The organism is Bradyrhizobium sp. SZCCHNGR1005 (assembly GCF_032489995.1).
GTDB lineage: Bacteria > Pseudomonadota > Alphaproteobacteria > Rhizobiales > Xanthobacteraceae > Bradyrhizobium.
Genome location: NZ_JAUEZC010000003.1, coordinates 898,555 through 922,779, shown reverse-complemented (window position 1 = coordinate 922,779; position 24,225 = coordinate 898,555). Strand labels below are relative to the sequence as shown.

20 protein-coding genes and 1 pseudogene are annotated in these 24,225 nt (G+C 65.6%); 11 read left to right on the top strand and 10 right to left on the bottom strand.

All coding sequences use genetic code 11. The features are described from left to right. Positions 1–121: 121 nt before the first annotated feature. Positions 122–1,018, bottom strand: coding sequence for a LysR family transcriptional regulator (locus QXZ85_RS16770; RefSeq protein WP_315707286.1), 897 nt, complete (start codon positions 1,016–1,018; stop codon positions 122–124). Between the two features lie 309 nt (positions 1,019–1,327). Between QXZ85_RS16770 and QXZ85_RS16765 the strand changes: the two genes are divergently transcribed. Further along, positions 1,328–2,131, top strand: coding sequence for an MBL fold metallo-hydrolase (locus QXZ85_RS16765; RefSeq protein ID WP_315744266.1), 804 nt, complete (start codon positions 1,328–1,330; stop codon positions 2,129–2,131). 36 nt (positions 2,132–2,167) lie between these two features. Here QXZ85_RS16765 and QXZ85_RS16760 read toward each other — a convergent pair whose 3' ends face one another. Continuing rightward, positions 2,168–3,394 carry an MFS transporter gene (locus tag QXZ85_RS16760; RefSeq protein WP_316174481.1) on the bottom strand — a complete coding sequence of 409 codons (1,227 nt, stop codon included), beginning with the start codon at positions 3,392–3,394 and terminating at the stop codon, positions 2,168–2,170. Positions 3,395–3,651: 257 nt separating this feature from the next. Here QXZ85_RS16760 and QXZ85_RS16755 point away from each other — a divergent pair, with 257 nt between their 5' ends. Beyond that, positions 3,652–4,428 (top strand): hypothetical protein, encoded by a 777-nt coding sequence (locus QXZ85_RS16755; RefSeq protein ID WP_316174479.1) that lies wholly within the window; start codon positions 3,652–3,654, stop codon positions 4,426–4,428. Between the two features lie 33 nt (positions 4,429–4,461). Here QXZ85_RS16755 and QXZ85_RS16750 read toward each other — a convergent pair whose 3' ends face one another. Genes QXZ85_RS16750 through QXZ85_RS16740 form a run of 3 tightly spaced genes read right to left on the bottom strand, consistent with a single transcriptional unit; the run spans position 4,462 to position 8,265 of the window. Further along, positions 4,462–5,784 carry a citrate-proton symporter gene (locus QXZ85_RS16750; protein ID WP_316228309.1) on the bottom strand — a complete coding sequence of 441 codons (1,323 nt, stop codon included), beginning with the start codon at positions 5,782–5,784 and terminating at the stop codon, positions 4,462–4,464. A gap of 25 nt (positions 5,785–5,809) precedes the next feature. Continuing rightward, positions 5,810–7,291, bottom strand: coding sequence for an NAD(P)/FAD-dependent oxidoreductase (locus QXZ85_RS16745; RefSeq protein WP_315707281.1), 1,482 nt, complete (start codon positions 7,289–7,291; stop codon positions 5,810–5,812). Next, positions 7,288–8,265, bottom strand: a complete 978-nt coding sequence (locus tag QXZ85_RS16740) for a LysR family transcriptional regulator (protein ID WP_315707304.1) — start codon at positions 8,263–8,265, stop codon at positions 7,288–7,290. Before QXZ85_RS16740 ends, QXZ85_RS16745 begins: the two co-directional genes overlap by 4 nt. Positions 8,266–8,393: 128 nt before the next feature. Between QXZ85_RS16740 and QXZ85_RS16735 the strand changes: the two genes are divergently transcribed. From QXZ85_RS16735 to QXZ85_RS16725, 3 genes are read left to right on the top strand one after another with little or no spacing between them, the layout of a single operon-like run. Further along, positions 8,394–9,554 carry a PLP-dependent cysteine synthase family protein gene (locus QXZ85_RS16735; protein WP_315707280.1) on the top strand — a complete coding sequence of 387 codons (1,161 nt, stop codon included), beginning with the start codon at positions 8,394–8,396 and terminating at the stop codon, positions 9,552–9,554. Then, complete coding sequence (locus QXZ85_RS16730; RefSeq protein WP_315707279.1) at positions 9,551–10,042, top strand: hypothetical protein; 492 nt, start codon at positions 9,551–9,553, stop codon at positions 10,040–10,042. Before QXZ85_RS16735 ends, QXZ85_RS16730 begins: the two co-directional genes overlap by 4 nt. Further along, positions 10,039–10,611, top strand: coding sequence for a peroxidase-related enzyme (locus QXZ85_RS16725; protein WP_315707278.1), 573 nt, complete (start codon positions 10,039–10,041; stop codon positions 10,609–10,611). The genes QXZ85_RS16730 and QXZ85_RS16725 overlap by 4 nt, the downstream gene beginning before the upstream one ends. 24 nt (positions 10,612–10,635) lie before the next feature. Here QXZ85_RS16725 and QXZ85_RS16720 read toward each other — a convergent pair whose 3' ends face one another. From QXZ85_RS16720 to QXZ85_RS16705, 4 genes and pseudogenes are all read right to left on the bottom strand, one after another. Next, positions 10,636–11,022 carry an MAPEG family protein gene (locus QXZ85_RS16720; protein ID WP_315707277.1) on the bottom strand — a complete coding sequence of 129 codons (387 nt, stop codon included), beginning with the start codon at positions 11,020–11,022 and terminating at the stop codon, positions 10,636–10,638. A 75-nt stretch (positions 11,023–11,097) separates the two neighbouring features. After that, positions 11,098–12,234 (bottom strand): annotated as a pseudogene (locus QXZ85_RS16715) (MFS transporter). 237 nt (positions 12,235–12,471) lie between these two features. Further along, a complete protein-coding gene (locus tag QXZ85_RS16710; protein ID WP_315707276.1) occupies positions 12,472–12,882 on the bottom strand; it encodes a hypothetical protein in 411 nt (136 codons plus the stop codon). 152 nt (positions 12,883–13,034) lie between these two features. After that, entirely contained in the window at positions 13,035–13,691 is a 657-nt protein-coding gene (locus QXZ85_RS16705; RefSeq protein ID WP_315707275.1) for an Mpo1-like protein, read from the bottom strand. A gap of 738 nt (positions 13,692–14,429) precedes the next feature. Here QXZ85_RS16705 and htpG point away from each other — a divergent pair. Beyond that, positions 14,430–16,304 carry a molecular chaperone HtpG gene (gene htpG, locus QXZ85_RS16700; RefSeq protein ID WP_315768640.1) on the top strand — a complete coding sequence of 625 codons (1,875 nt, stop codon included), beginning with the start codon at positions 14,430–14,432 and terminating at the stop codon, positions 16,302–16,304. On the opposite strand, the gene QXZ85_RS16695 is transcribed toward htpG, so the two are convergent. Next, positions 16,301–17,326: a Bug family tripartite tricarboxylate transporter substrate binding protein gene (locus QXZ85_RS16695; protein ID WP_315707302.1), complete on the bottom strand. Its 1,026-nt coding sequence runs from the start codon at positions 17,324–17,326 to the stop codon at positions 16,301–16,303. The genes htpG and QXZ85_RS16695 overlap by 4 nt on opposite strands. 177 nt (positions 17,327–17,503) lie before the next feature. On the opposite strand from QXZ85_RS16695, the gene QXZ85_RS16690 reads away from it, so the two are divergent. The 5 genes from QXZ85_RS16690 to QXZ85_RS16670 all read left to right on the top strand — a co-directional run bounded on the left by QXZ85_RS16690 (position 17,504) and on the right by QXZ85_RS16670 (position 24,223). Continuing rightward, positions 17,504–19,321, top strand: a complete 1,818-nt coding sequence (locus QXZ85_RS16690; RefSeq protein ID WP_316174477.1) for a long-chain-acyl-CoA synthetase — start codon at positions 17,504–17,506, stop codon at positions 19,319–19,321. A 144-nt stretch (positions 19,322–19,465) separates the two neighbouring features. Next, the gene (locus QXZ85_RS16685) at positions 19,466–19,711 is read left to right on the top strand and encodes an acyl carrier protein (RefSeq protein WP_315707301.1); all 246 of its coding nucleotides are present in this window, start codon (positions 19,466–19,468) and stop codon (positions 19,709–19,711) included. Further along, positions 19,698–21,092 carry a fatty acid--CoA ligase family protein gene (locus QXZ85_RS16680; RefSeq protein WP_315744280.1) on the top strand — a complete coding sequence of 465 codons (1,395 nt, stop codon included), beginning with the start codon at positions 19,698–19,700 and terminating at the stop codon, positions 21,090–21,092. Before QXZ85_RS16685 ends, QXZ85_RS16680 begins: the two co-directional genes overlap by 14 nt. Then, the gene (locus QXZ85_RS16675; RefSeq protein ID WP_315707271.1) at positions 21,085–21,816 is read left to right on the top strand and encodes an SDR family NAD(P)-dependent oxidoreductase; all 732 of its coding nucleotides are present in this window, start codon (positions 21,085–21,087) and stop codon (positions 21,814–21,816) included. The genes QXZ85_RS16680 and QXZ85_RS16675 overlap by 8 nt, the downstream gene beginning before the upstream one ends. Before the next feature lie 112 nt (positions 21,817–21,928). Continuing rightward, positions 21,929–24,223 carry a heavy metal translocating P-type ATPase gene (locus QXZ85_RS16670; protein WP_315707270.1) on the top strand — a complete coding sequence of 765 codons (2,295 nt, stop codon included), beginning with the start codon at positions 21,929–21,931 and terminating at the stop codon, positions 24,221–24,223. Positions 24,224–24,225: the final 2 nt, after the last annotated feature.

The window sequence follows — 24,225 nt, the reverse complement described above, 5'->3', positions numbered from 1 at the left end:
CGGCAATCGACCTGCGGCAACAGGGAACCCGGCGTTGCGGTCAGGATGAGCGTGGATGAGAGCATAGCGATTCCTGCGACGACGGCACTGATTAGCCGGCAGCAGGCTTGATGAAAAATTCTTATTTCTTTTGCTTTACTTGAGAAATCCTCATCGATTGGCGCACTGCCTCGGCAATCGCCTCCGCCAGCTTCTTGGCCGGCCGCTCGCGTCGTTCCAACAGCACGACGTCGCGCCGCAGCTGCGGCTTGCCGAACGGGGCGCGGTGAATCGCCGGTAAGGCCGGCAGCATGGCTTCCGAGACCGGCACTACGGCGACGCCGAGGCCGCGCTCGACCATGCGGACGATCACGTCCCGGCTGTCCAGCACCATGCCTTGCTGAGGCTCCAGGCCCTGCCGCCGCAGCTCCCGAGCGATGGTGCGCCCAGCCCAGGCCCGCGGATCGAATTGGATGAAGGGGAGATCACGCAGCATCGCCTGCAGAGGGCGCCCAGCCTGGCTCTCCGGCGCGAGCACCCAGAACCGATCCTCGTAGAGGGCGGTCCAGGTCAATCCACCCGGGTGGGGCCGCACCGGTTCGGTGGTGATCGCGGCATCGAGCTCGTCGGCCGCGACGCGCTGTGCAAGCTCGGCAGACATGCCGGCCGACACGTGAATCCGCAGACCCGGATGTGCCTGACGCAGGGTGGCAAGCGCCTCGGGCAGCGGCCCGGCCAGCGCCGTCTGGATTGCACCCAGACGCAGGCGCCCGGTCAGATTCCGCTCATCACTCAGCGTCTCCGGAATCGTGTCGTAGAGCGAGACCAGGTTCTCGGCACGGCTCAGCAGCCTGCGTCCGGCTTCGGTCAGGCGGGGGTGGCGGGTCGATCGATCGAACAGGGGCGTGCCGAATTCCCGTTCCAGCGCCTTCACCTGCAGACTCACGGCTGATTGCGTCAGCCCGATCGCGGTCCCCGCCCGCGCGAACGTTCCGTGCTTGGCGATGGCGAGGAAGGTGCGGAGAGCGCGAAGTGACATCAAAGCGGTTTCGGATTTCGTGCCTGAGGCGAGCGCTGCGGCTGCAGCTGATACTCACATCGTCACGCGGTGCAAAGCAACCCTCCGGGGGGACCGCTGCTTCCGGCGGGGACGAGCGTGGTGCGATAGAGCGGATTCGAGGCGGCGCCGGCCTGTCGAGATGTGAAGTCGAATCCGCCCGGCTCGTTTCCGGTCAGCTCGTTGCAACCAAATTGAGGTCTTGATCGGCTCGGCGGCCGGGGCATCTCGTGATAGAAGCGTGCAATCCGCCGCACTGGCGCAGCTTGCGTCTGTTTGATCGGTTCATCCATGCCCCTCTGGACCTGTTCCCAATGCGGTGCGCAGTTTCCCGAAACGGCAGCGCCGCCCGCCGCCTGTACCATCTGCGAGGACGAGCGGCAGTTCGTGAACTGGGAGGGACAAAGCTTCGTCAGCTGCGAGCAGATGTTGCGCGATCATCGGCTGATCTGGCGCGACGACCTCGGAGTCCCCGGCCTTCAGCTCGAGCCTCGCTTTGCCATCGGCCAGCGCGCCTTGCTGCTATGCGAAGCTGACGGCTGCGTGATGTGGGATTGCGTGCCGCTCGCCACCGACGCCGCCATCGCCTATGTGCGCTCGCTCGGCGGGCTGAAGGCGATCGCCGTCTCGCATCCGCACTTCTATGGTGCGGTTGCCGATTGGAGCGAAGCATTCGGCGGCGCGCCGATTTATCTGCATGGCGACGACCGCGCCTTCGTCACCCGGCCACACGCCTCGATCGTGCCGTGGTCGGGCGAAAGCGTCCAGCTCTCGGCCGATATCGCGCTCCATCGCACCGGCGGACACTTTCCCGGAGCCACCGTACTGCATTGGAAGAAGGGCGCCGATGGACAAGGCGCATTGTTCGTCGGTGACATCGCGATGGTGGCGATGGACCGTCGCCACGTCAGCTTCATGTACTCCTATCCGAACTACATCCCGCTCGGTCCGGCAGCCGTCCGCCGCATCGCCGAGGTCGTTGCACCGCTCGCCTTCGATCGCATCTATGGCGGTTGGTGGGACCGCAACATTGCCTCGGATGCCAAGGCCGCATTCAATGTGTCGGTGCAGCGCTATCTCGCCGCGATCGCGTGAACGCCCCGGCGTAAACTCCGAACGCCGCTGTCCCGACTAGCCGTCCTTCACGCTTCTGGCGACGATGAGGTTGCCGACCGCGCCGAGCGCCATCAAGACACAGGTGCCGAAGAACACGGATCGCATGCCGATATGGCCGCCGATGAAGCCGCCGGCCACCGGCCCGACCACCTGCCCGGCATATTGGGCCGACACCGAATAGCCGAGCAGGGTGCCGGTGACGGCCTCCGGCGCGTTGTGCCGGATCACGCTGGCGATGCAGGGCAGCAGGCCGCCCAGCGCCAGCCCCATCAGGAAGCGCGGCACGATGAGCTGCCAGCCCGTGGTCACGAAGGCCTGCGGGATCAGCAGGACGGCCGATATCGCTAGGCAGATGATCACGATGTTCCAATGTCCGATGCGGTCTGCGAGCTTGCCGAGCTGCGACGATGACAGCGCCGCGCCCAGCGCTGCTGCCGACATGACGAGACCCGCGACGAAGGTGACCTGCGCGGACTCGACCAGTTGCGCGACATAGACCGTGATGATCGGCTCGATCGACATGTTGGCGATCATCAACAACGCGCCGGTCGCGAGCATCGCGACGATGGGACGCTTGTCCGGCACCAGCGACCAGCCGCCGCGCGACCTCGCCTTGCGCTCTTTCGGCGGCCGCTTCTCCTCATGAATCAGGAAGGTCGTGGCGAGGAAGGTGATGAAGATGACCGCGCCCGCCATCAGGAAGGTGGCGCGGATACCAATTCGGGGCGGCAGCACACCGCCGATCAGGGGGCCGACCAGATTGCCCGCCATGATGCCGGACGAGAGCACGCCGAGCGCCCATCCTGTCAGTGATTTCGGCGTCTGCGCCGCCACCAGCACCGTCGAGCCCGAGGCATAGCCGCCGAGCAGGCCCGTCAGCAACCGCAAGCCGACCAATTGCCAGACATCGTGCGCCATGCCGATCAGTGACATCGCCACCGCCATGCCGAGGCTCGCCCGGATCAGCATCAGCTTGCGACCGTAGCGGTCCGCCAGCCATCCCCACAGAGGCGCGGTCAGCGCCGCGGTGAAGAACGCCGCGCCGAAGGCGATGCCGGACCATTGCACGATCGCGGCGTGGTCGCTCACGCCGAGCTCTTCGACGTAGAGCGGCAGGAAGGGCAACAGCAGCGTCATCGCGACGATCGTCGTGAACGAGCCGAACACGCAGACCCAGAGATTGCGCTTCCATGGGCCGGACTCGTCGAAAGCGTCGATCTCGGTTGCTGCGGGCTTGGCCATGCGAAGCTCTGTTGAATAGATATCGTCGCGGCTGCGGCCCGTGCGTATAGGTCGCAGCGTCCCGGGGCAACCGCCCGAGCTGCATGACTCGGTTGCGGTCGGAGGCTCTTAGGTCCGACTCCAGCTGTGATGGCCGCTTTGCAAGGCGTTTCTCCCGCGCATAAGGCGGTTGCACCGAGCTTGGAACGGATCCACTTGCGGCCCGCACCGCGGCGCGTCATGAGTATCGCAGAGTCGGATGCAGATGGGACGATGGGATGATGCTCGCCATCAAGCTCGCGGTGACGCCGCTGATGATGCTGGCGATCTCGCTGGCCGCGCGGCAATGGGGCACGTTTGTCAGCGGGCTTCTGTCGGGCTTGCCGCTGACCTCCGGGCCGATCTCTGTGTATCTCGCGGTCGAGCAGGGCGAGCTGTTTGCGCAGCGGGCGGCGGTTGCATCGCTGGCCGGATTGGCGGCTGTGCTCATCGCTTACTTGGCTTACGCGCTGTTGACGCGTGTCTGCACGCTCGCGCTCGCCTGCGCACTCAGCGTAATCGTGTTCTGTGCTTCTGCCTGGGCCCTGCTGGCGCTGCAATCGCCGGTGCTGGCGGTGGCGGTCGTGCTGGCGATGATCGCGATCCTGCTCGGACTGACCAAGGACAACATCGGTGCGCCGCGCGGCGCCCATGGCGGCCCTGCGATCAGCCTGCCGGTGCGCCTCGTGACCGCGGCTACGATGGTGTTGCTGACGACGAGCTTTGCGCGGCTTCTCGGACCCGACATTTCGGGCGTCGTCTCGCTCGTTCCGGTGATCGCCTGGCCGCTCACGTTGTTCGCGCATCTCGAAGGTGGCCGCACCAACGCGCTCCGGGTCGTCCGCGGTAATGCGATCGGCGCGATCGGCGTGGTCTCGTTCTACCTGGTCGTTGCGCAGCTGATCCTGTCCTATGGTTCGCTCGTCGCCTTCTCTGCCGCAACCGCCGCGGCGGTGCTGGCAGCATTCGTCCTCGTGCTGTTGCTGCGGCCACGCAAAGTCCGCGCGCTGTCATAGCGGCTGACGCGCGCGGGAGAGATCATCCCGCTCTCAGCCGTTCGGCGTGCGCAGCGGAAGCGTTGCAGGCACGGGCGATTCGCCCACGACCTCACGCGGATCGCCGCGCATCGCGAGCACCGCGACGAGGCCAAGGCCAACGCCGATCATCACGTAGAAGATCGGCGCCAGTGGCGAGCCGGTCAGCGCGATCAGCCAGGTCACGAAGAACTGTGCGAAGCCGCCGAAGATCAGCACCGCCACGTTGTTGACGATTGAGAGCGAGGTGGAGCGGATGCGCACCGGGAACAGCTCGACCAGCGTGGTGCAGTAGACACCGAGGAAAAAGGCACTGAAGCAGCCGATCACGATTTGGCAGATCAGGAGCTTGCCGATCGAAGGTGCTGCAATCACCCAGGCGTAGAGCGGATAGAGCAACGCGAAATAGCCGATCAGCGAGGCGAGCAGCAGCGGCTTGCGCGGATAGCGGTCGGAGACGGCGCCGGCGAGCGGCACGACGGCGATCATCACCGCTGCCGCGATCAACTGCACCAGGTAGCTCTGCATCAGCGGCAGCTTCAGCACCTCCCTGGCGTAGGTCACGGTGTAGCCGAAGGTGATGTAGAACGAGACCGCGCTCGCGACCACCATGCCCATGCCGATGAGGTAATTGCGCCCGGGATATTTCAGCGCCGCCGCAAATGTTTCGCTGTGTGTTGCCGTCTTGATGCGGGAGAACGCCTCAGGCTCGGCGAGCCTGGCGCGCATCACGAACAAGATCGGCACGATGGCAAGGCCGACGATGAAGGGAATACGCCAGGCGCCGGCGCTGAGCTGCTCCGGCGTGAATAGCAGGGTGATTCCGGCGCCGAGCGTCGCGCCCAGCGCATTGGCCATCAATTGTCCGCCGATCTGCCAGGATCCGTACAGGCCGGTGCGTCCGGGCGGCGCCGCCTCGATCAGATAGGCGGTGGAGGTGCCGAACTCGCCGCCGACCGAAAAGCCCTGCAGCAGCCGCGCGATCAACACGATGAACGGCGCGGCGAGGCCCGCGGTGGCGTAGGTCGGCGTCAGCGCCAAGAGTGCCACCGAGAGCGCCATCAGCGCCATGCCGAGCGTCATCGCGGCTTTGCGCCCTTTGATGTCGCCGAAATAGCCGAGTACGAGTCCGCCGACCGGCCGCATGAAGAACCCGGTCCCGAACAGCGCCGTGGTCAACAGCAGCGCATTGATCTCGCTGCCGGGCACTTTCGGATCGACCGGGAAGAACAGGGTCTTGATGACCGGCGTCATCAGCGCGAACACCGTGAAATCGTACCATTCCATCGCATTGCCGGCGATGGCCGCCACGACGGCCGTCCTGTTGGTCTTTTGCATAGGCGCGTGCCCGTTCGGTTCGAAGTCAGGTGGAAGCGTCGAGCGCCGCCGGCTGCGGCGCGGCCGGTGCGTCGGCGTCGGTCCATTCGTCACCGAGGATCTCGGGCGTGGCGAAGGCCTTCAGATTTTCGAAATGCCGCTCGCGATCATCGACGAACAGCCGTCGCACGATGCCGCGTGCGAGCCGGTCTGCGCCCTCGCTGATCGCGGGGATGTCGCCGGAAAGCTTGCCGTGACTGAGCGTGGCCGGATAGTTGAAGCAGTGCAGCCGCGACAATGCGGGGCAGACGCCCGGCATCTTCTCGAGGAATTCGAAGCTGTCGCCGAGATCGGGCGAGGATTCCAGCTCCGCATTTTCCATTCCTTCCGGGGGCGGAAAGCGATCGCGCCAGAAGCGGATGTGTGGGGCGAATTCGGCGAGCTCGGGCCGCCGCGCAAGATCCACCTCGAATCCGGTCCCGAAGATGATGAAGTCGACCTCGTGGCGGCCCTTCGGCGTGCTCACGACGACATGGTCGCCGCTTTCGGTGAGATCGATGATCGGGCTCGCCAGGTGAAAATGCGCCTGCGCGAAGGCCGAGACGCGCAATACCGAGGGACGTGGCGGCGGCGTCTGCGCCTTGATGGTGTGATCGAGGAAGCGCCATTTCCATTCGTCCGGCAGGCCGGCAAAGCCGTGCACGACGCCCTGGCTGCCGATGCCGGTGAACTTGTTGATGCGCGGAATGTCGGGTCTGCGGATGAACAGGTCGAGCCGCGCCGCGCCCGCTTCGAGCGCCATCGCCGCATTGTCCATCGCCGATGCGCCGGCGCCGACCACCGCGACCCGCTTGCCCGCGAGGCGAGCGAAATCGATCATCTCGGCGGTATGGGCCCGGAAACGACGGTCAATTCGCGCGGCGATCTCAGGCACGTACGGGCCGCCGAGACCGTCGCGTCCGGTGGCGAGCACGACGTGCCGTGCAAGGATCTGCCGCGAGGTCCCGGCCTTGCGGATGTCGAGCGCCAGCAGGTCATCGCTGCGCGCGCAGATGCGCTCGACCGCGGCCTCATTGTGCACCGGCAGATTGAGCACCTTGCGGTACCAGATCAGATAGTCCATCCAGAGCGTGCGCGGTGCGCGGTCGAGCTTCTCCCAGGAGTCGTAGCCGAACTGCGCCTCATAGAAGGCGCGGAAGGTGAGCGCCGGCAGGCCCATGGCGGGCCCGGTCAGTTCCTTCGGCGACCGCAGCGTGAGCATGCGGGCATAGGTGACCCACGGACCTTCGTGGCCGGCCCTGGCGCGATCCAGCACCAAATGATTGTCGACGCCGAAGCGCTTGAGCATCGCAGAGGCCACCAGCCCGGCCATGCCGCCGCCGACAATGACGACGTCGACGACCTCCTGCCCATCGATCACGCGACGCGGCACCCATGATTTGGCCGGCCATTCCAGCCAGGCGAGGTCCTGCCGCAGGCGCGCTTCCAGCGCAGCGAGTCCTGCGGCATCGGGCGTGGTCATCGTCATCGGTCGGCTCTTTCGAATTGATCGGCGTCGGGGGCGTCGGCGAAGGCAGCGCTGCCTTCATGCAGTCTGGCACCCGGCATCAAGGTCACCGCGGCGCGCACCGCCTGGTTCAAGGCGGCCACGGTCGGGCTGAGCTCTCGTCCGGCCGGCGAGATCGCAGCAAACAGGAACGGGATCGCCGCATCGAGCCGCCGCGTGACGACGCCGCTCATGTCGAGGCCTGCGGTCAGCACCGGTTCGATGATGGCGATGCCGAGCGACTGCTTGGCCATGGCGATCGCGGCCAGCGAGGCGTTGGTTTCGATCATCTCCCGCGGCCTGACGCCTGCACGCTCGAGTGCCGCTTCGACGCGACGCCGCAGTCGATATGGATTGGCCATGGTCAGGAGCCGGCGGCCGGTGAGGTCCTTCAGCCGGATCGCCTTCTTCTTCGCGAGCGGATGATCGGCGGCGAGGCACGCCACACAGGGCACCTCGCACACCCAGTGCACGTCGAGGCCGGGATGCTGGATCGGCAGGCTTGCCAGGCCGAAATCGGCCGACTGGGACAGCACGGATTGCGCGACATTCTCCGCCGAGAGCGACTGCACATGGACGTGGGCCGGCAGCAGATCGCCGTCGATCGCGGCGAGCGCACCCGGCACCACGCCGGCGGCGAGCGCGGGGATCGCGGCCAGGCTCAGCACCGGCAGAGCGCCAGCGCCGATCGCCGCCGCCCGTTCGCGGACGTGCTTCAGCCCGAGCAGCAGCCGCTCGACCTCGGCGTGGAACAGCACCCCTTTCGCCGTCGGCGCGATGCGCGGGCCGTTGCGCGAGAACAGCTGATAGCCGACGTCGGCTTCGAGATCCTGGATCTGCCGCGTCACCACGGGCTGCGATCGGCCGAGCAGCTTCGCCGCGCCGGTGATGCTGCCGGCGGACATCACCGCGGCGAAGGCTTCGAGGAGCCGGATGTCGATCACGTCATCATGCATTCCAGGCATTATGCACCAACATCAATTTGCTTGAAGCATAAAGTTCAGCCGGGCTTTGCCCGATCATTCACCACAAGAATGACAGATTAATCTTGATGCACAATTCGTATTATGGTCCCTTGCTGCCCATGTCGACACCACCTCCCGTCTTTCGCCATCCCGCCGCCGGACCGAACTTCCGCCGCGGCTGGGCCGACGATGCGGTCGCCGCGATCGAGGCTGACCAGTGCCGCACCGCCGATACGCATCTGATCCGGCTGATCGTGCCGGCGCTCGCAGGCATCGACCTTTATCTCAAGGACGAGTCGACCCATCCGACCGGCAGCCTCAAGCATCGGCTGGCGCGCTCGCTGTTTCTCTATGCGCTCTGCAACGGCCATATCCGCGAGGGCACGCCGGTGGTCGAGGCCTCGTCCGGCTCGACCGCAGTGTCGGAAGCCTATTTCGCGCAGATGATCGGCGTGCCGTTCTATGCGGTGATGCCGCGCACCACCTCGGCCGAGAAGATCGCCGCGATCGCGCATTATGGCGGCAACTGCCATTTGATCGACGACGGGCGCGCGCTCTATGCCGAGGCCGCCGCGCTCGCGGGTCACCTCGGTGGTCACTACATGGATCAGTTCACCTTCGCCGAACGGGCGACCGACTGGCGTGGCAACAACAACATCGCCGAGTCGATCTTCACGCAGCTCGCCGGCGAGCGGCACCCCGTGCCGGAGTGGATCGTGATGGGTGCCGGCACCGGCGGCACCTCTGCCACGATCGGGCGCTATTTGCGCTACCGGCGCTATCCGACCAGGCTCTGTGTCGCCGATGTCGAGCACTCGGCGTTTTTCGATGCCTTTTGCGCCGGTGATTGCACGCGCGTGTGCGAGCGACCATCGCTGATCGAAGGCGTTGGGCGCCCGCGCTGCGAACCGTCCTTCGTTCCGGGCGTGGTCGATCGCATGATGAAGGTGCCGGATGCCGCGTCAATCGCGGCCATGAACGTGTTGACGCGGCGGCTGCCACGTTCCGTCGGTGGCTCGACGGGGACGAACTTCCTGGCGCTGTGCCGGCTTGCGGCGGAGATGCGCCGTACCGGGCAGACCGGATCGCTGGTGACGCTGATCTGCGATTCCGGCGAGCGCTATCGCCAGACCTATTATGAGCCGAGCTGGCTCGCTGCGCGCGGGCTCGATCCCGCGCCTTACGAGGCCGCGCTGGCGGCCTTCCTGGAGACGGGGCAGTCTTTGACTGTTTCGGTTCAGGATGCCGACAATCCCTGCCATTCGAGAGGTGCCGCATGACCACGCTGATCGAAAAGCTTGCGGGCGTGCCGCCCGGCTCCAGGCTCGGCGAGGCGCTCAAGATCCGCGCCGAGGTGATGCGGTTGAGCGAGGCGGCGCATGATGCCGTGCTGGTGCCGCGCGATCCCGGTGGCCTGAGCCACGCCTTACGCGCGGCATTGGCGGCGCGGATGTGTCGCCATGTCGGCAACGACGCCTTGGTTGCGCATTATGAGGGCTATCTCGCGCATGCCGGAGACGCCGAGGTCGCGGTGCTTGCGCAGCCCGGCGCGGTGAGCGGCGATCCCCGGCAGGATGCGATGGCTGTTCACGCCGACATGCTGACGAGAGCGCCGCGGCAAGCGACGCGCAACGATATCGAGGCCTTGAAGGCGGCCGGCGTCAGCGAGCCCGATATCGTCCGGCTCTCCGAGCTTGCCGCGTTCGTGAACTATCAGCTGCGCGTGATTGCCGGCCTTGAGCTGTTGAAGGAGGTTGAGGGGCAATGAAGAAGCCGGTCCACGACTTCACGGCCGAGGTTCCGGAGTGGTCGCCTTATGTGACCCCGGTCGACATCGCGCAGGCCACGCCGGAACAGCGTGCTGCGATGAAGGTCACACCGTCCAACAAGGGCGTCTCGGCCTACGTCCTCACGTTGGCGCACGATCCTGAATCGCTCGAGGTCCGCTCGCCGCTGTTCAACCTGATCATGTATGGCAAGGACGGCCTTGCCTCCGCGGAACGCGAACTTGGCGCGACCGGCGCCTCGGTCGTCAACCGCTGCATCTATTGCACGGCGGTGCACGCCTCGCGCTTTCTCAACCTGACCAAGCGCAATGATGTGATCGAGGCGATCTTTGCCGATGAGCGCGAGGCCAAGCTCGAGCCGCGTCACCAGGCGCTGTTCGACTTCGCCGCCAAGCTGTCGACGACGCCGATCGAGGCCACCGTCGCGGACGTGCGCGCCCTCAAAGAAGCGGGGCTGAGCGAGCTCGAGCAGCTCGATCTGGTGCTCTCGGTGGCGATCTTCGGCTGGGCCAACCGGCTGATGCATACGCTCGGCGAACCGCTGGCTTGAGGTGCCTGCCGGAGCTGCGGGACCTCACAGCACCACGAGCGCGGCGGCGAGCACGAATCCGCAAATGTAAGTGAACAATGCACCGATCGCGCGCAGCGGGTTGGCCCGGTTCAGTGGCCCGCCCCACAGCAGCCCCGCCACGATCAAAACGCGGGCGGCGGTGGCGATGAGGATCACCGCATTGATCCAGGCCGGGGCGCCATGTGCCGCGTACCACAGGAATAGCACTGCCAGGAATGGCGCATATTCCGCGGTATTGCCATGTGCCCGCACCGCGCGGTGCACCGGATCGGTCGGTTCGGTATCGTGGCCGATGCCCTTGGCGTGGCGCCTGCGCGTGATGGAGACGTTGAGGCCGAGCCCGAACAGCAGCAGGCCAAGCACAGCGGTACAGGTGATGGCAATGGTCACGGCTAAAATCCCCCGGTCTGACGGACGCAACCGGAGACATAGCAGGATCGGAACCGGAGTTGCCAGTCCGGCCGTCTAGTTCACGAAGCTGATGCCGCGCGCCTCGCGGCCGAACGCCGTGAATACTGCAATCAGAACCGCGACCACCGCCGCGACACAGGCGAGAGCGAAGGCATAGTTGCCGCCGTAATGCGCGGCGATGCCGGCCTGGAGTGGCGCATTGACCGAGGCAATGAGATTGCCGAGCTAGTAGACGAAGCCCGGAAAGGTGCCGCGGGCATCGGCGGGCGACAGTTCGTTCAAATGCACGGGGATGATGCCCCAGGCGCCCTGCACCATGAATTGCATCAGGAATGCGCCGAGCGCCAACAGTGCGATGCTGCTGCCATAGGCCCAGAGCGGGACCACCGGCAGGGACAGGAGCGCGGCGGCGATGATGCAGCGCCGGCGGCCATAGCGTTCGGAGAGCACGCCGAACAGCAGTCCGCCGCAGATGGCGCCGATATTGTAGATGATCGCGACCAGGCTGACCTGGTGCGGCGAGAGCTTGTGCTGCAGCTCCAGGAAGGTCGGGTAGATGTCCTGGGTGCCGCGGCTGAAGAAATTGAACGCGGTCATCAGCACCACCGCGTAGAGGCCGAGCCGCCAATGCGAGCGCAGCAATTGCAGCGTGCCTGCGCCGCCAGCGGCGCGGCCTTTCGCAAAGGCTGGCGATTCCGGCACGCTCCGGCGGATATAGAGCACGAGCAGCGCCGGAATCACGCCGACCATGAACATGCCGCGCCAGCCGATCAGCGGGAACAACGACCCGTAGACGATCGAGGCGAGGAAATAGCCGGTGGGATAACCGGATTGCAGCAGGCCGGAAACCAGGCCGCGCGCGTGTGGCGGCACCGTCTCCATCGCAAGCGAAGCCCCCACGCCCCATTCGCCGCCCATTGCGATGCCGTAGAGCGCCCGCAGCAACAGCAGCGCGGTCAAGCTCGGCGCGAAGCCGGAGGTAAATTCGAGGATGGAGTAGAACAGCACATCGATCATGAGGGTCGGACGGCGGCCCCAACGGTCCGCGGCGCGACCGAACAGCAGCGCCCCGATCGGTCGCATCGCGAGCGTCAGCAGGATGGCAAAGCTGACATCGGCAATATCGGTGCGGAACTCGGCGGCGATGTCCTTCAGCACGAAGACGAGCAGGAAGAAGTCGAATGCATCCAGCGTTCAGCCCAGAAAGCTCGCCGCGACGACGTGTCTCTGCTCGCTGGTCCAGCCGGCGACGGGCGCCGCCGCTTCGGATGCGGAAACGTGACCGGCGATCGTCGGCATGCGGCGGCCGTCCCCCTATCCTGGCGCCACCACCCGATCACCGCGCCGCGAGCCTGCGGCGGGCAACGGCCGCGGGTCAGGCGTTGCGTTGAGGCGCTGCGCCTGACACCGGTGCGCTGGCGTTTGCCTTCAGGGCTGCGTTGCCCGCAGCTCGATCGTCACCGGGCTGGCGGTGCGCTTGGGTGCGTGCTCGGCCGGCAGTTGCAGCACGCGGGCGCGCTGGCCGGTGGCGAGGTCCGTGACCTTGACGATCCGGCCGTTGGAGAATTCCAGCGCGTCGTGATGTTCGGTCGGCCTATTGGTATCGACCTTGCGGAAGCGGGCGAGATGCGCACCGACCTTGCGCCGGAAGAACAGGCCCTTGATGCGGACGTCGTCGTCGAACGCGAGCTCGGTCCCCGGACGCAGGCAAACCGCGGTCAAAGGGTCTTCTTTGCTGCAGAAGCCGCGGGTCTCGGTGCCCGGAAAGCGGCAGGACATCAGCACGTCGGAAATTTCGGCATCGCGGGACGAGACGGTATGCAAGCTGTAGTCACACATGGCGAAGAACTCCTCATGCCACCAGCACTGAAGGCCGCAACGGCAGACATCGGGAGTTGTTCCATGTAGAGCGAGCTTTTCGGCGCCGTCGCTCTCGCCGGATACCGCTCCCGCCGCCGGCTTGCCAGCGGCGGGGCGATCGGATCGCGCCCTCAGGTCAGGTGCGCGGCTTCTTCGGCCTCGATCTCGTCATCGACCGCGCCCCAATGCGAGGCGTCCTTGATGGTCGGATCGATCAGTTCGCCGCGGGCAAGTGCGAGAGGCGATTTCCAGTACAGTGCGATATTGTGGAACGGGTCGGTCAGCACCTTGAACGCCCAGGTCAGTCCCGTTCCGACGTCCTTGATCGCGAACAGCTGGATGGTCCGGAACAGGCCGCCGCCGATCCCGACCGCAAGCCAGAGCAGGCCGACATGACGGACGAAGTCCATCCGGCTCACGGGCGAGGAGAACAGGCCGAACAGGGTCGGAAACACGAACAGCATCACCGGGACCATGCCCCAGACCAGCAAGAGCACAATCTTGCGCTTCTGATTGTAGCCGACCTTGATGGTCTCTTTGTACTCGTTGGTGACTTCGTTCACTTTGTCATAGCCGTTCGGCTCGAAGAAGAAGTGGCCGGTTTGCCGTGTCAGCATCGCGAGCCATCCGATCAGGCCGGCCATGGCCGGATCCTTGAACAGGAGGGCATAGGTGACCAGGAAGATCACCGCGCTGATCAGGTGGAGCGTCTGATTGATCCGGCTCTGATGATAGTAGCGGTAGTCGTCGAAACGCTGCGTTTGCAGGGTCCTGTAGTAGCTCGCCATGCGAATCCCCGTGCCGTTGTGGAGTGCGAGGCGAGCCGTAAAGCGCTTCAGTGAAGGTTGCGTGACATTATGATGTTGTCACAATGAAAGCGATCGCGCCGTGGATTATTTGTTGCATATGCAACTAAGTAGCTGGTCCCTATCGAGGCGCCGATCAGGCAAAGTGCCCGCAGCGGAGCAATCCCGTCATTGATCCAGGTCAAAGGACGTCGGCCAAAGCGACCGCGGCATCGAAGAAAATGGCTGCTGCAGTCGGGTCGTCAGGTCGGAAGACGAGGGAGCGGTCGAACGGCTTCTCTCTCGGTGGGTCTCGGTGAGGCGTCGTTGCAGCCGGCGCTATTGGTTTCAACCGGCTGGTCAAGGCCGGCACCTCCAGCGCCGAGGTCACGGCGTTCTCGGTCGGTGTGGCGCGCCGCGCGTGGGCGGGCGCATCCGCGATGCAGTCAACAGCTCCATGTGGCACTCCGTCGGTGCCAGCCCGCCGGCGCCCGGTGCGGTTGCAGTCGATCTCACCATTCGCCGTACGAACGGGGAGGGGGCTCGCTGAGCGGGTGGATGCCAAGTCCGGATGCCAAGTCCGCATGTCAATGCCTGGATGCCAAACCTGGATGTCAAGGCTTGAATGTCGGGACTTGGATATCGCGGCTTGGATGCATTGCCTGGATACCAAGGCTTGATCCCGGTGGTCGCCGCGCTATATCGACGGTGCCTTCCAAAACCATTTCCTTGAGCTGACGCATGACGATGACCGACACCGCCACCGTGTCCCACCAATTTCAAGCCGAGGTCTCCGAGCTCCTGAATCTGATGGTGCACTCGGTCTACTCGGAGACCGAGATCTTTCTGCGCGAGCTGATTTCCAACGGCTCCGATGCCTGCGACAAGCTGCGCTATGAGGCGATCACCAAGCCGGAACTGATCGGCGGCGGCGAAGCGCCGAAGATCCGCATCATCCCGAACAAGGCGGCCGATACCCTGACCGTCGCCGACACCGGCATCGGCATGGACCGGCAGGAGCTGATCGACCATCTCGGCACCATCGCCCGTTCCGGTACCAAGGCGTTCGTGCAGAAACTGGCTGAGGCCAAGGACGGCACCGGCCTGATCGGCCAGTTCGGCGTCGGGTTTTATTCCGCCTTCATGGTCGCAGACCGCATCGTCGTGACCAGTCGCCGCGCCGGAACGGATGAGGTCTGGACCTGGTCGTCCTCCGGTGGTGCCGGGTTCGAGGTTGCGCCGGCCTTCGAGGCGGACGCCAAGCGCGTCACCCGCGGCACCGAGATCGTGCTGCATCTGAAGGAGGACGCCAAGAAATATCTCGAGACCTACGAGATCGAGCGCATCGTCACCGCCTATTCGGACAACATCCAGTTTCCGATCGAACTGGTGCCGGAGGAGGGCGAGCCGCGCCAGATCAACTCCGCCAGCGCGCTGTGGCAGCGCTCGAAATCGGAACTCTCGGCCGACGACTACAAGCAGGCCTACAACTCGATCGCGAACGCATTCGACGAACCGGCCTTGACGCTGCATTACCGCGCCGAGGGCCGCTACTCCTACGCGGTGCTGCTGTTTGCGCCCTCGACCAAGCCGTTCGACCTGTTCGAGCCGGCGCGCAAGGGCAAGGTGAAGCTCTACGTCCGACGCGTCTTCATCACCGACGAGGCGGATATCCTGCCGGCCTATTTGCGCTTCATCCGCGGCGTGATCGACAGCGAGGATCTGCCGCTCAACATCTCGCGCGAGATGCTGCAGAACAATCCGCAGCTCGTGCAGATCAGAAAGGCCGTCACCGGCCGCGTGATCGGCGAGCTGGAGCAACTCGCCGAGAAGGACGCCGACAACTTCGACAAGATCTGGGACGCCTTCGGAGCCGTGATCAAGGAAGGCCTCTATGAAGATTTCGAGCGGCGCGACAAGCTGCTTTCGCTCTCGCGCTTCACGACGACGACAGGCGAGCGGCGGTCGCTGAAACAGTACGTCGCGGACCTCAAGCCCAACCAGACCGAGATCTACTTCCTGGTCGGCGACAGCGTCGAGCGGCTGAAGTCCAATCCGCGGCTGGAGGCAGCGAAAGCGCGCGGCATCGAGGTGCTGCTGTTGACCGATCCGGTCGACGCCTTCTGGACCTCGGCGCGGCTGGAGCATGACGGCAAGCCGCTGAAGTCGCTGAGCCAGGGCGACATCGATTTCGATTTGATCCCACTCACCGAGGACAAGACCGAGGACGAGGCCAAGCCGGCCGCCAATGAGGCCGAGACCATCGCGCTGATCAAGGCGAGCCTGGGCGATCGCGTCACCGACGTCAAGGTCTCGACCCGGCTTACCACCAGTGCCTCCTGTCTCGTCGCCGGCAGCCATGGTCCGGACCGTGAGCTGGAGCGCATCCTGTCGCAGCAGGCACGCGGTGCACGCTCCAAGCCGATCCTCGAGATCAATCTGCGTCACCCACTCGTGGTCGCCATTGCGAAGGCCGCCGCCGACAAGGCCAAGGTCGACGACATGTCGTTCCTGCTGCTGGAGCAGGCCCAGATTCTGGATGGCGAGTTGCCCGAGGACCCCGCGGCGTTCGCGGCCCGGCTCAACCGGTTGGTGGTGCAGGGCGTTACGGCCTAATCCGTCTTGCGGACATCCAGCAGCGCGACGACGTTGCGCCAGCGGACCGATTCCGCAGCGACGACGGCGTTGTATTCGCTGACAGTGCCGGCGAGCGGGATTGCGCCCAATTCGGCGTAGTGTTGCCTGATCGCGGGATCGGCTTGTGCCGCATTGATCTCGCGGTTCAGCAACTCGACGATCGGTCGCGGCGTATCGCGCGGCACCGCCACACCATAGAAGCCCGACGTTGCGAAGCCAGGCAGCACGTCGGCGATGGGAGGCAGGTCTGGCAGCCTCTCCGATCGGGTCTGGGTCGTGACCGCAATCGCGCGGAGCTTGCCGGCTTTGACCGTCTCCAAGGCGGATGCAGCGTTGTCGAAAGCGGCGTGAACATGGCCGGAGGCGACATCGACCAGCGCGGGAGAGGAGCCGCGATAATGGACGATCGTCCACTTGATCCCGGCCTTGCTGCGGAACAGTTCTGCCGACAGATGCTGGACGGTGCCGGGCCCCGCGGTGCTGACGCTGAGCTTGCCGGGATTGCCCTTCGCATAGGCGACAAACTCGGCCAGGTTGCGCACCGGCAGATCGTTATTGACCAGCAGCAGCAGCGGCATCCGGGCCATGCCGGCGACCGCCGCGAGGTCTTTCGTGACGTCGAACGGCAGCGACGGATCGAACGAGGTCCCGATGAGATTGGCGGTCGAGGTCGCCAGGATCGTGTAGCCGTCCGGCGCGGCCTCGACCACGCTTCGGGTGGCGACATTGCCGCCGGCACCTGGACGATGTTCAAGCGTGAAGGGTTGGCCGAGACGCGCCGTCAGCAGTTTGCTGATGGGGGTGGACAGCTGGTCGGTGGCTCCGCCGGGTGCGAACGGAATGACCCAGGTGACCGGCCGGGTGGGATAGGGCTGGGCCCAAGCCGGAAGCGCAGCGGCAACGGGGCTCGCGGCCATGGTGGCCCACGCTGCGGAACGCAGCCAGGCACGTCTGGTAAACGTCACATCCTTGGTGGTTTCCGTTAAGGTTCCATCGCGCATGCCGGCCTTGCTTTGGCATGTTTCACCGATATGCAGCCTACACGCGAATTCCCTCAACTTCGTAAAGGAAGGACGTCGCATTCGCGTCTGGCCTGATCGTTCCGGGTTAACCCTGCCGGTTAACGGCTATGCAGGCCGTGGCCGCCTATATCGGGGCGAGACAGGTGGTGGTCGGCAATGAATTCAGGGCTTTGGGATCGATCGGCGGAACGGCCGCGGTCAGGCGGGCTGCCGTCGACGGCGAAGACCTGGCTGAAGGCAATCGAGCTGACCTCGCGCATCGAGGCCGAACCGGCGCGGCTGTTCGCCGACATCATCGACGGATGGGCGGAAGCGGCGCCGCAGCGGCCGGCGCTGATATCGGAAGGTGAAAGCTTCAGCTATCGCGAGCTTGCGGCGCGCATCAACCAATATGCACGCTGGGCGCTCGCAACCGGCATCGCGCCGGGCGATACGGTCTGCCTGATGGTGCCGAGCCGGCCGGACTATTTGGCGGCATGGCTTGGCATCAGCCGGGTCGGCGCTGTGGTCGCGCTGATCAATACCAATCTCGTCGGCGCCTCGCTTGCGCATTGCATCAACGTCGCCAAGCCCTTGCACGTCATCCTCGCCGACCACTTCGCGGAGTCCTATCAGGAGGCCGCGCCGCTGATCCCGGCTGCCCCCACGATCTGGACCTATGGCGAGCATCGTAGCGCGACAAACATCGCTGCGGCGCTCGCGCTGATCGACGATAGACCCTTATCTGCGGCGGAACGGCGTGGCACCACCATCAACGACCGCGCATTGCTGATCTACACCTCCGGCACGACAGGTCTGCCGAAGGCCGCCAGCATCAGTCACCGCCGCATCCTCAATTGGGGCGGCTGGTTCGCAGGGCTCACCGGCGCCACGCCGGAGGACCGGCTCTATGATTGCCTGCCGCTCTATCACTCGGTCGGCGGCATCGTCGCGCCTTGCAGCATGCTGCGTGCCGGCGCGAGTGCCGTTCTGACCGAGAAATTTTCCGCGCGCCATTTCTGGCGCGACATCGTTCGCCACGACTGCACGCTGTTTCAGTATATCGGCGAGCTCTGCCGCTATCTGTTGAAGGCGCCGCCGTCGGAGCTCGATCGCGCCCATCGTTTGCGGCTCGCCTGCGGCAACGGCCTGCGGGGCGACATCTGGGAGGCCTTTCAGGCCCGCTTTGCGGTCCCGCAGATGCTCGAATTCTACGCCGCGACGGAGGGCAATTTCTCGCTTTACAATGTCGAGGGCCGGCCTGGCTCGATCGGCCGCGTGCCGTCGCTGCTCGCTCATCGCTTCCCGGCCGCGATCGTTCGGATCGACCAGGATGCGGGTGGACCGATGCGCGGCACGGATGGGCTTTGCATTCCTTGCGCGCGCGGTGAAATAGGCGAGGCGATCGGACGCATCGGCACGGCCGATTCCGGCGGCGGCCGCTTCGAGGGCTATACTGACGCCGGCGAGACCGAGAAGAAAATCTTGCGTGACGTCTTTTCACACGGCGACGCTTGGTTTCGCACCGGCGACCTGATGCGGCAGGACGAGCAGGGCTTCTTCTATTTCGTCGATCGGGTTGGAGACACCTTTCGTTGGAAAGGCGAAAATGTCGCGACCGGCGAGGTCAATGCCGCGATCCTGCAATGTCCCGGTGTGATCGAAGCCGCAACTTACGGCGTGGTCGTGCCGGGCGCCGACGGGCGTGCCGGCATGGCCGCACTGGTGACCGGCGGTGATTTCGATCTCTCAGCCTTCGCCGTGGAGCTTGCGCGCCGGCTGCCGGCCTATGCCCAGCCGGTCGCCTTGCGCATCGTCCCTTCGCTCGATGCGACCGAGACTTTCAAGCAGAAGAAGCAGCAATTGATGGGCGACGGTTTCGATCCGGGAATCGTCCGCGATCCTTTGTTTGTCAGAAATGCCGCGACCGGGAATTACCATCCGCTCGATGCGGCGACCTATGGGAGGATCGCAGCCGGGGAGATCAGGCTATGACGAGATCGGGCGAGGGCCACCTTCAGTAGCAAGCGCTGCAATGCATTTACCAAGGCGATGAAAGCTCGGGCTGGTCCCGTGTTCCCTTCACCTTTTCCGCCTATGATTCGTCCGGTCAATTTTGATGCAAAAGCGGGTTCATCCATGTCAGTAAGGTTAAAGATCATTGCGGCGATGAAGCAGATTGCCGAGGAGCAGAAGGTCGAGCTGCCCCCGCTCACCGACGATCTGACGCTCAACGAAACCGGCTTCGATTCGCTTGCCTTCGCGATCCTGGTGGCGCGCCTGGAAGATGATCTCGGCGTCGATCCCTTCACGCTCGCCGAAGATGCGATCTTCCCGTACACCGTGGGCGATTTCATCAAGGCCTATGAGAATGTCCCCGCGTGAGGTCTTTGCGCTGCGCGACCATCTCGGCGCCGGATTGACGGAGCGTACGATTTCCGACCCGCGGCAGCCGTTGTCGCTGGGCGAACTCGCGGCGCGGAGCTGCATTGGCGGCCGCGGCGGCGAACTCGATGGGCGCGCGGTGCTGCTCGCCACCTCCGGCCAACTGCTGGCCGGCTTTGCGATGATCGAGATCGACGGCGTGGCGAGCCGGATGCTGCTCTGCCCGCCCGATCTCAACCCCGAGCACCTGGCGAGCGTGATCGCCGATGCCGAAATCGATACGGTCGTGACCGATCAGCCGGAGCGCTTTGCGGAATTCGGCTCCGATCGTGTGCTCACGGTGGGCCTGCCGCAGCCCGCCGACAGCCCCGTGCAATCGACGCGCGCAACCGAATGGCTGATGCTGACGTCGGGGACCTCCGGCGTGCCGAAGATCGTCGGTCACACGCTCGAAGGTCTCTGCGGCGCGATCATCGGCGACAGTCCGGCGCCGGGCGCAACGCCGGTTTGGGCCACCTTCTATGACATCCGCCGCTATGGCGGCCTGCAGATATTCCTGCGTGCGATCGTCGGCGGCGGCTCGATGGTGCTGTCCGATCCGGATGAGGCGCTGTCCGATCATGTCGCTCGGCTGAAAGCACGCGGCGTCACCCATATCTCCGGCACGCCGTCGCATTGGCGCAAGCTGCTGATGAGCGGCGCCGCCAAAGACTTCGCGCCGCGCTATGTGCGCCTGTCCGGCGAGATCGCCGACCAGGCGGTGCTCGACGCGTTGGCTCAAGCGTTTCCGCACGCCTCGATCGGGCACGCCTATGCTTCCACCGAGGCGGGGGTCGGCTTCGCCGTCAATGACGGGCGTGAAGGGTTTCCGGCGAGCTTCGTGGATGAAGGTGCTGGCCAAGCGCGCGGCGTCGACATGAAGGTCGTCGACGGCTCGCTGCGCATCCGTTCCAAGCGCGCTGCGCATGCCTATATCGGCCGCAATGCGGCCGAACTCACCGATGCGGATGGCTTTGTCGATACCGGCGACATGGTGGAGCTGCGCGGCAACCGGTACTACTTCGTGGGCCGCCGCAACGGCATCATCAATGTCGGTGGCTTGAAGGTTCACCCCGAGGAGATCGAAGCCGTCATCAACCGTCATCCGGAGGTGCGGATGTCGCGGGCCAAGTCGCGGAAGAGCCCGATCACCGGCGGCATCGTCGTCGCCGACGTTGTGCTGACGGAGGAGAGTGACGCGAGCCGCGCGGCGGGGATCCGCGATGAGATCATGGCCGCGTGCCGTGAAAGCCTCGCGCCGCACAAGGTGCCGGCGATGATCCGCTTCGTGCCGGCGCTCGACGTCACGCCGGCCGGCAAGCTGGCGCGCACCGATGCGTAACGTCCTGGTCACCGGCGGCAGCCGCGGCATCGGCCTTGCCCTCGCGCGTCGGCTGGCAGGTGCCGGTTACGACGTCATCGCGGTGGCGCGTCGCGAGAGCGAGGAGTTGCGTGCGGCGGTTGCCGAGTTCAGCGCCGCCAGCTCTGGCATCCAGTTTCGCGCCTGCGACTTGAGCGCGATCGACGCGATCCCGGCCTTCGTCAAATCGCTGCGCGACGAGTTCGGTCCGCTTTATGGCTTGGTGAACAATGCCGGCATCGGGACCGAGGGATTGCTGGCCACCATGCACAATTCCGAGATCGAGGCGCTGGTGCGCCTCAACGTGCTGGCGCCGATGATCCTCACCAAATACGTCGTTCGCCACATGATGGCGGCCGGCGAGGGCCGCATCGTCAACATTTCCTCGATCATCGCCGAGACCGGATATAACGGCCTGTCGGTCTATGGTGCGACCAAGGCGGCCGCCAACGGCTTCACCCGGTCGCTGGCGCGTGAGGTCGGCAAGGTCGGCATCACCGTGAATGCGGTCGCGCCCGGCTTTATCGCAACAGAGCTGACGCAGAGCATGGATGACGCACAGCGCCAGCGCATCGCCGGCCGCAGCGCGCTGCGGCGGCTGCCCGACGCTGACGATGTTGCTGCGATGGTCGAATATCTGCTCGGCGAGGGCGGCCGCAACGTCACCGGAACCGTGCTCACCGTCGATGCCGGCAATACGGCCTGACGGAGCTTGCGTCCGGGTCGCAATCTCGCGTTCCCTCCCGTTGATTTTCCTCAAGTGACGGGTTGCGATCGGCAGCGATAGTGCAGGTCTTCTTCATGGAATCCTGTCGGTCATGCTCGAACGTATTCTGCGGTGGAGTCTCGTTGCGATCGCCGTGGCCGGGCTCGCTGCCGGCGGCATTGCTCATGCGTTCGCGCGGCCGGACCTCGCGGATGTCGCATTTACAGTGGCGACCGTGCCGGTGATTATCGGCCTGATCGTCTCCATCATCAGGGATTTTCTTGCCGGCCGTGTCGGCGTCGATGCGATCGCTCTGGTCTCGATGAGCGCGGCCATCATCCTGCGCCAGCCGCTGGCCGGTGCGGTCGTGGCGCTGATGTACGCCGGTGGCAATGTGCTGGAGGATATCGCGGTTGCGCGCGCCGAACATGATCTGCGCGCGCTGGTCGACCGGGCCCCGCGCGAGGCGCATCGTCGGATCGGCGGTCACATCCAGGATGTGCCGATTGCCGATGTCGCCATCGGCGATCTCCTGATGGTGCGCGCGGGCGAGATCGTGCCGGTCGATGGCGTGATCGAATCCGAGGTCGCTGTGGTCGACGAGTCAGCGCTGACCGGGGAGCCGATCCCGGTCAACAAGCCGCACGGCACGGGGATCCTGTCCGGCTCGTTGAACGCGGGTGAGACGTTCGAACTGTCGGTGACGGCGACCGCGGGCGAAAGCACGTATGCCGGGATCGTCAAGCTGGTCACCGCGGCACAGACCGCGAAGGCGCCTTTCGTGCGGATGGCGGATCGCTATGCGTTGATCTTCCTGCCGGTGAGCCTTGCGATTGCCGCCTTGGCCTGGCTCGCCTCGGGCGATCTGACCCGCAGCCTTGCGGTGCTCGTCGCGGCGACGCCGTGTCCGCTGATCCTGGCAGCCCCGGTCGCCTTTATCGCCGGGGTGGCGCAGGCGGCGCGCCGTGGCATCCTGGTCAAGGGTGGCGGCAAGCTCGAGGCGCTCGCGCGCGCGCACACCGTTCTGTTCGACAAGACCGGTACGCTGACGGTTGGCGGTGCGCGCCTCCTGTCGGTCGAAGCGGCCCCCGGCGAGGACGCCGATGCCGTGCTGCTGCTCGGCGCCTCGCTCGAGCAGGCTTCGCATCACGTGGTGGCCCACGCCATCGTCGAAGCGGGCCTGGCGCGCGGCTTCAAGCTCAAGGTCCCGGAGCAGGTGCGGGAGACCCTGGGTTCCGGCCTCCACGGCATGATCGAGGGCCGCGAGGTCAGCGCGGGCTCGCGCGATCTGATCCTGGCGAGCGGAAATCCCGCGCCTTGGGCGGCGCGTGCGATCCGGCGCGCATCCTGGCGCTCGGCGCTCGTCGTCTTTGTCGCGGTGGAGGGGCGGCCAGTGGGCGCACTCCTGCTGGCCGACGAATTGCGCCCCGACACGCCGCGTGCCATTCGCCTGCTCCGGCAAGCCGGCGTCGCGCGCATGGTGATGGTAACCGGCGACCGTGCCGCGGCCGCGCAGGCGATCGGCGCGGCGCTCGATCTCGATGCCGTGCTGGCCGACCGCGTGCCCGCCGACAAGGTCGATGCGGTCAGGACCGAGCAGCGCCTGCATCCGACCATCATGGTCGGCGACGGCATCAACGATGCGCCGGCGCTGGCCGCCGCCGATGTCGGGGTCGCGCTCGGCGCGCGTGGCGCCAGCGCCTCCTCGGAGGCTGCCGACGTCGTGATCCTCGCCGATCGGCTCGACCGGGTCGGCGAAGCGATCATGGTCGCGCAGCGAGCGCGGCGGATCGCGCTGGAAAGCATCGCGATCGGGATGAGCCTCTCCTTCCTGGCCATGGGCGCCGCGGCGTTCGGCTGGCTGCGGCCGGTGCCGGCCGCGCTCATCCAGGAGGCGATCGACGTCGCCGTCATTCTCAACGCGCTGCGCGCATTGCTGCCGCCTTATCGCAGCAGCTCGGGGCAGATGCCCGTCGAGGCCGGGCGCGAGCTTCGGCACGACCACCAGGCGCTGATCCGCGGCCTCGATCGGCTCAGGGCGATCGCCGACGCGCTGGACGAGGCGGCTGCCGAGTCGGCCCCGGCCCTGATCGCCGAAGCCAATCGCCTGGTGCAGGATCAGGTGGTCGCGCATGAACGCGACGATGAAGGCGCGATCTATCCCAGGCTCGCCGCGTTGCTACAGGAGAGCCATGGACTTTCGGCGATGAGCCGCGCCCATCGGGAGATCCTGCATCTGGCGCGGCTGCTGGCGCGCATCGCCGAGGACCTTCCGTCGGAAAAGATCGATCGCTATCTGGTCCGCGACGCCCAGCGCGTGATCGAGGCCATCGAGACGCTGGTGCGGATGCACACCGCGCAGGAGGACGACATCTACGAAGCCGTGGTCGAGCGGACCGCCGCCTGAGC

Coding starts and splice junctions, on each gene's coding strand:
- QXZ85_RS16740 (WP_315707304.1), bottom strand. CDS start 8,265: ATGCATGATGACGTGATCGACATCCGGCTCCTCGAAGCCTTCGCCGCG.
- QXZ85_RS16750 (WP_316228309.1), bottom strand. CDS start 5,784: ATGCAAAAGACCAACAGGACGGCCGTCGTGGCGGCCATCGCCGGCAAT.
- QXZ85_RS16695 (WP_315707302.1), bottom strand. CDS start 17,326: ATGCGCGATGGAACCTTAACGGAAACCACCAAGGATGTGACGTTTACC.
- QXZ85_RS16770 (WP_315707286.1), bottom strand. CDS start 1,018: ATGTCACTTCGCGCTCTCCGCACCTTCCTCGCCATCGCCAAGCACGGA.
- QXZ85_RS16745 (WP_315707281.1), bottom strand. CDS start 7,291: ATGACGATGACCACGCCCGATGCCGCAGGACTCGCTGCGCTGGAAGCG.
- QXZ85_RS16705 (WP_315707275.1), bottom strand. CDS start 13,691: ATGGCGAGCTACTACAGGACCCTGCAAACGCAGCGTTTCGACGACTAC.
- QXZ85_RS16685 (WP_315707301.1), top strand. CDS start 19,466: ATGTCAGTAAGGTTAAAGATCATTGCGGCGATGAAGCAGATTGCCGAG.
- htpG (WP_315768640.1), top strand. CDS start 14,430: ATGACGATGACCGACACCGCCACCGTGTCCCACCAATTTCAAGCCGAG.
- QXZ85_RS16680 (WP_315744280.1), top strand. CDS start 19,698: ATGTCCCCGCGTGAGGTCTTTGCGCTGCGCGACCATCTCGGCGCCGGA.
- QXZ85_RS16755 (WP_316174479.1), top strand. CDS start 3,652: ATGATGCTCGCCATCAAGCTCGCGGTGACGCCGCTGATGATGCTGGCG.
- QXZ85_RS16710 (WP_315707276.1), bottom strand. CDS start 12,882: ATGTGTGACTACAGCTTGCATACCGTCTCGTCCCGCGATGCCGAAATT.
- QXZ85_RS16725 (WP_315707278.1), top strand. CDS start 10,039: ATGAAGAAGCCGGTCCACGACTTCACGGCCGAGGTTCCGGAGTGGTCG.
- QXZ85_RS16675 (WP_315707271.1), top strand. CDS start 21,085: ATGCGTAACGTCCTGGTCACCGGCGGCAGCCGCGGCATCGGCCTTGCC.
- QXZ85_RS16765 (WP_315744266.1), top strand. CDS start 1,328: ATGCCCCTCTGGACCTGTTCCCAATGCGGTGCGCAGTTTCCCGAAACG.
- QXZ85_RS16760 (WP_316174481.1), bottom strand. CDS start 3,394: ATGGCCAAGCCCGCAGCAACCGAGATCGACGCTTTCGACGAGTCCGGC.
- QXZ85_RS16735 (WP_315707280.1), top strand. CDS start 8,394: ATGTCGACACCACCTCCCGTCTTTCGCCATCCCGCCGCCGGACCGAAC.
- QXZ85_RS16690 (WP_316174477.1), top strand. CDS start 17,504: ATGAATTCAGGGCTTTGGGATCGATCGGCGGAACGGCCGCGGTCAGGC.
- QXZ85_RS16670 (WP_315707270.1), top strand. CDS start 21,929: ATGCTCGAACGTATTCTGCGGTGGAGTCTCGTTGCGATCGCCGTGGCC.
- QXZ85_RS16730 (WP_315707279.1), top strand. CDS start 9,551: ATGACCACGCTGATCGAAAAGCTTGCGGGCGTGCCGCCCGGCTCCAGG.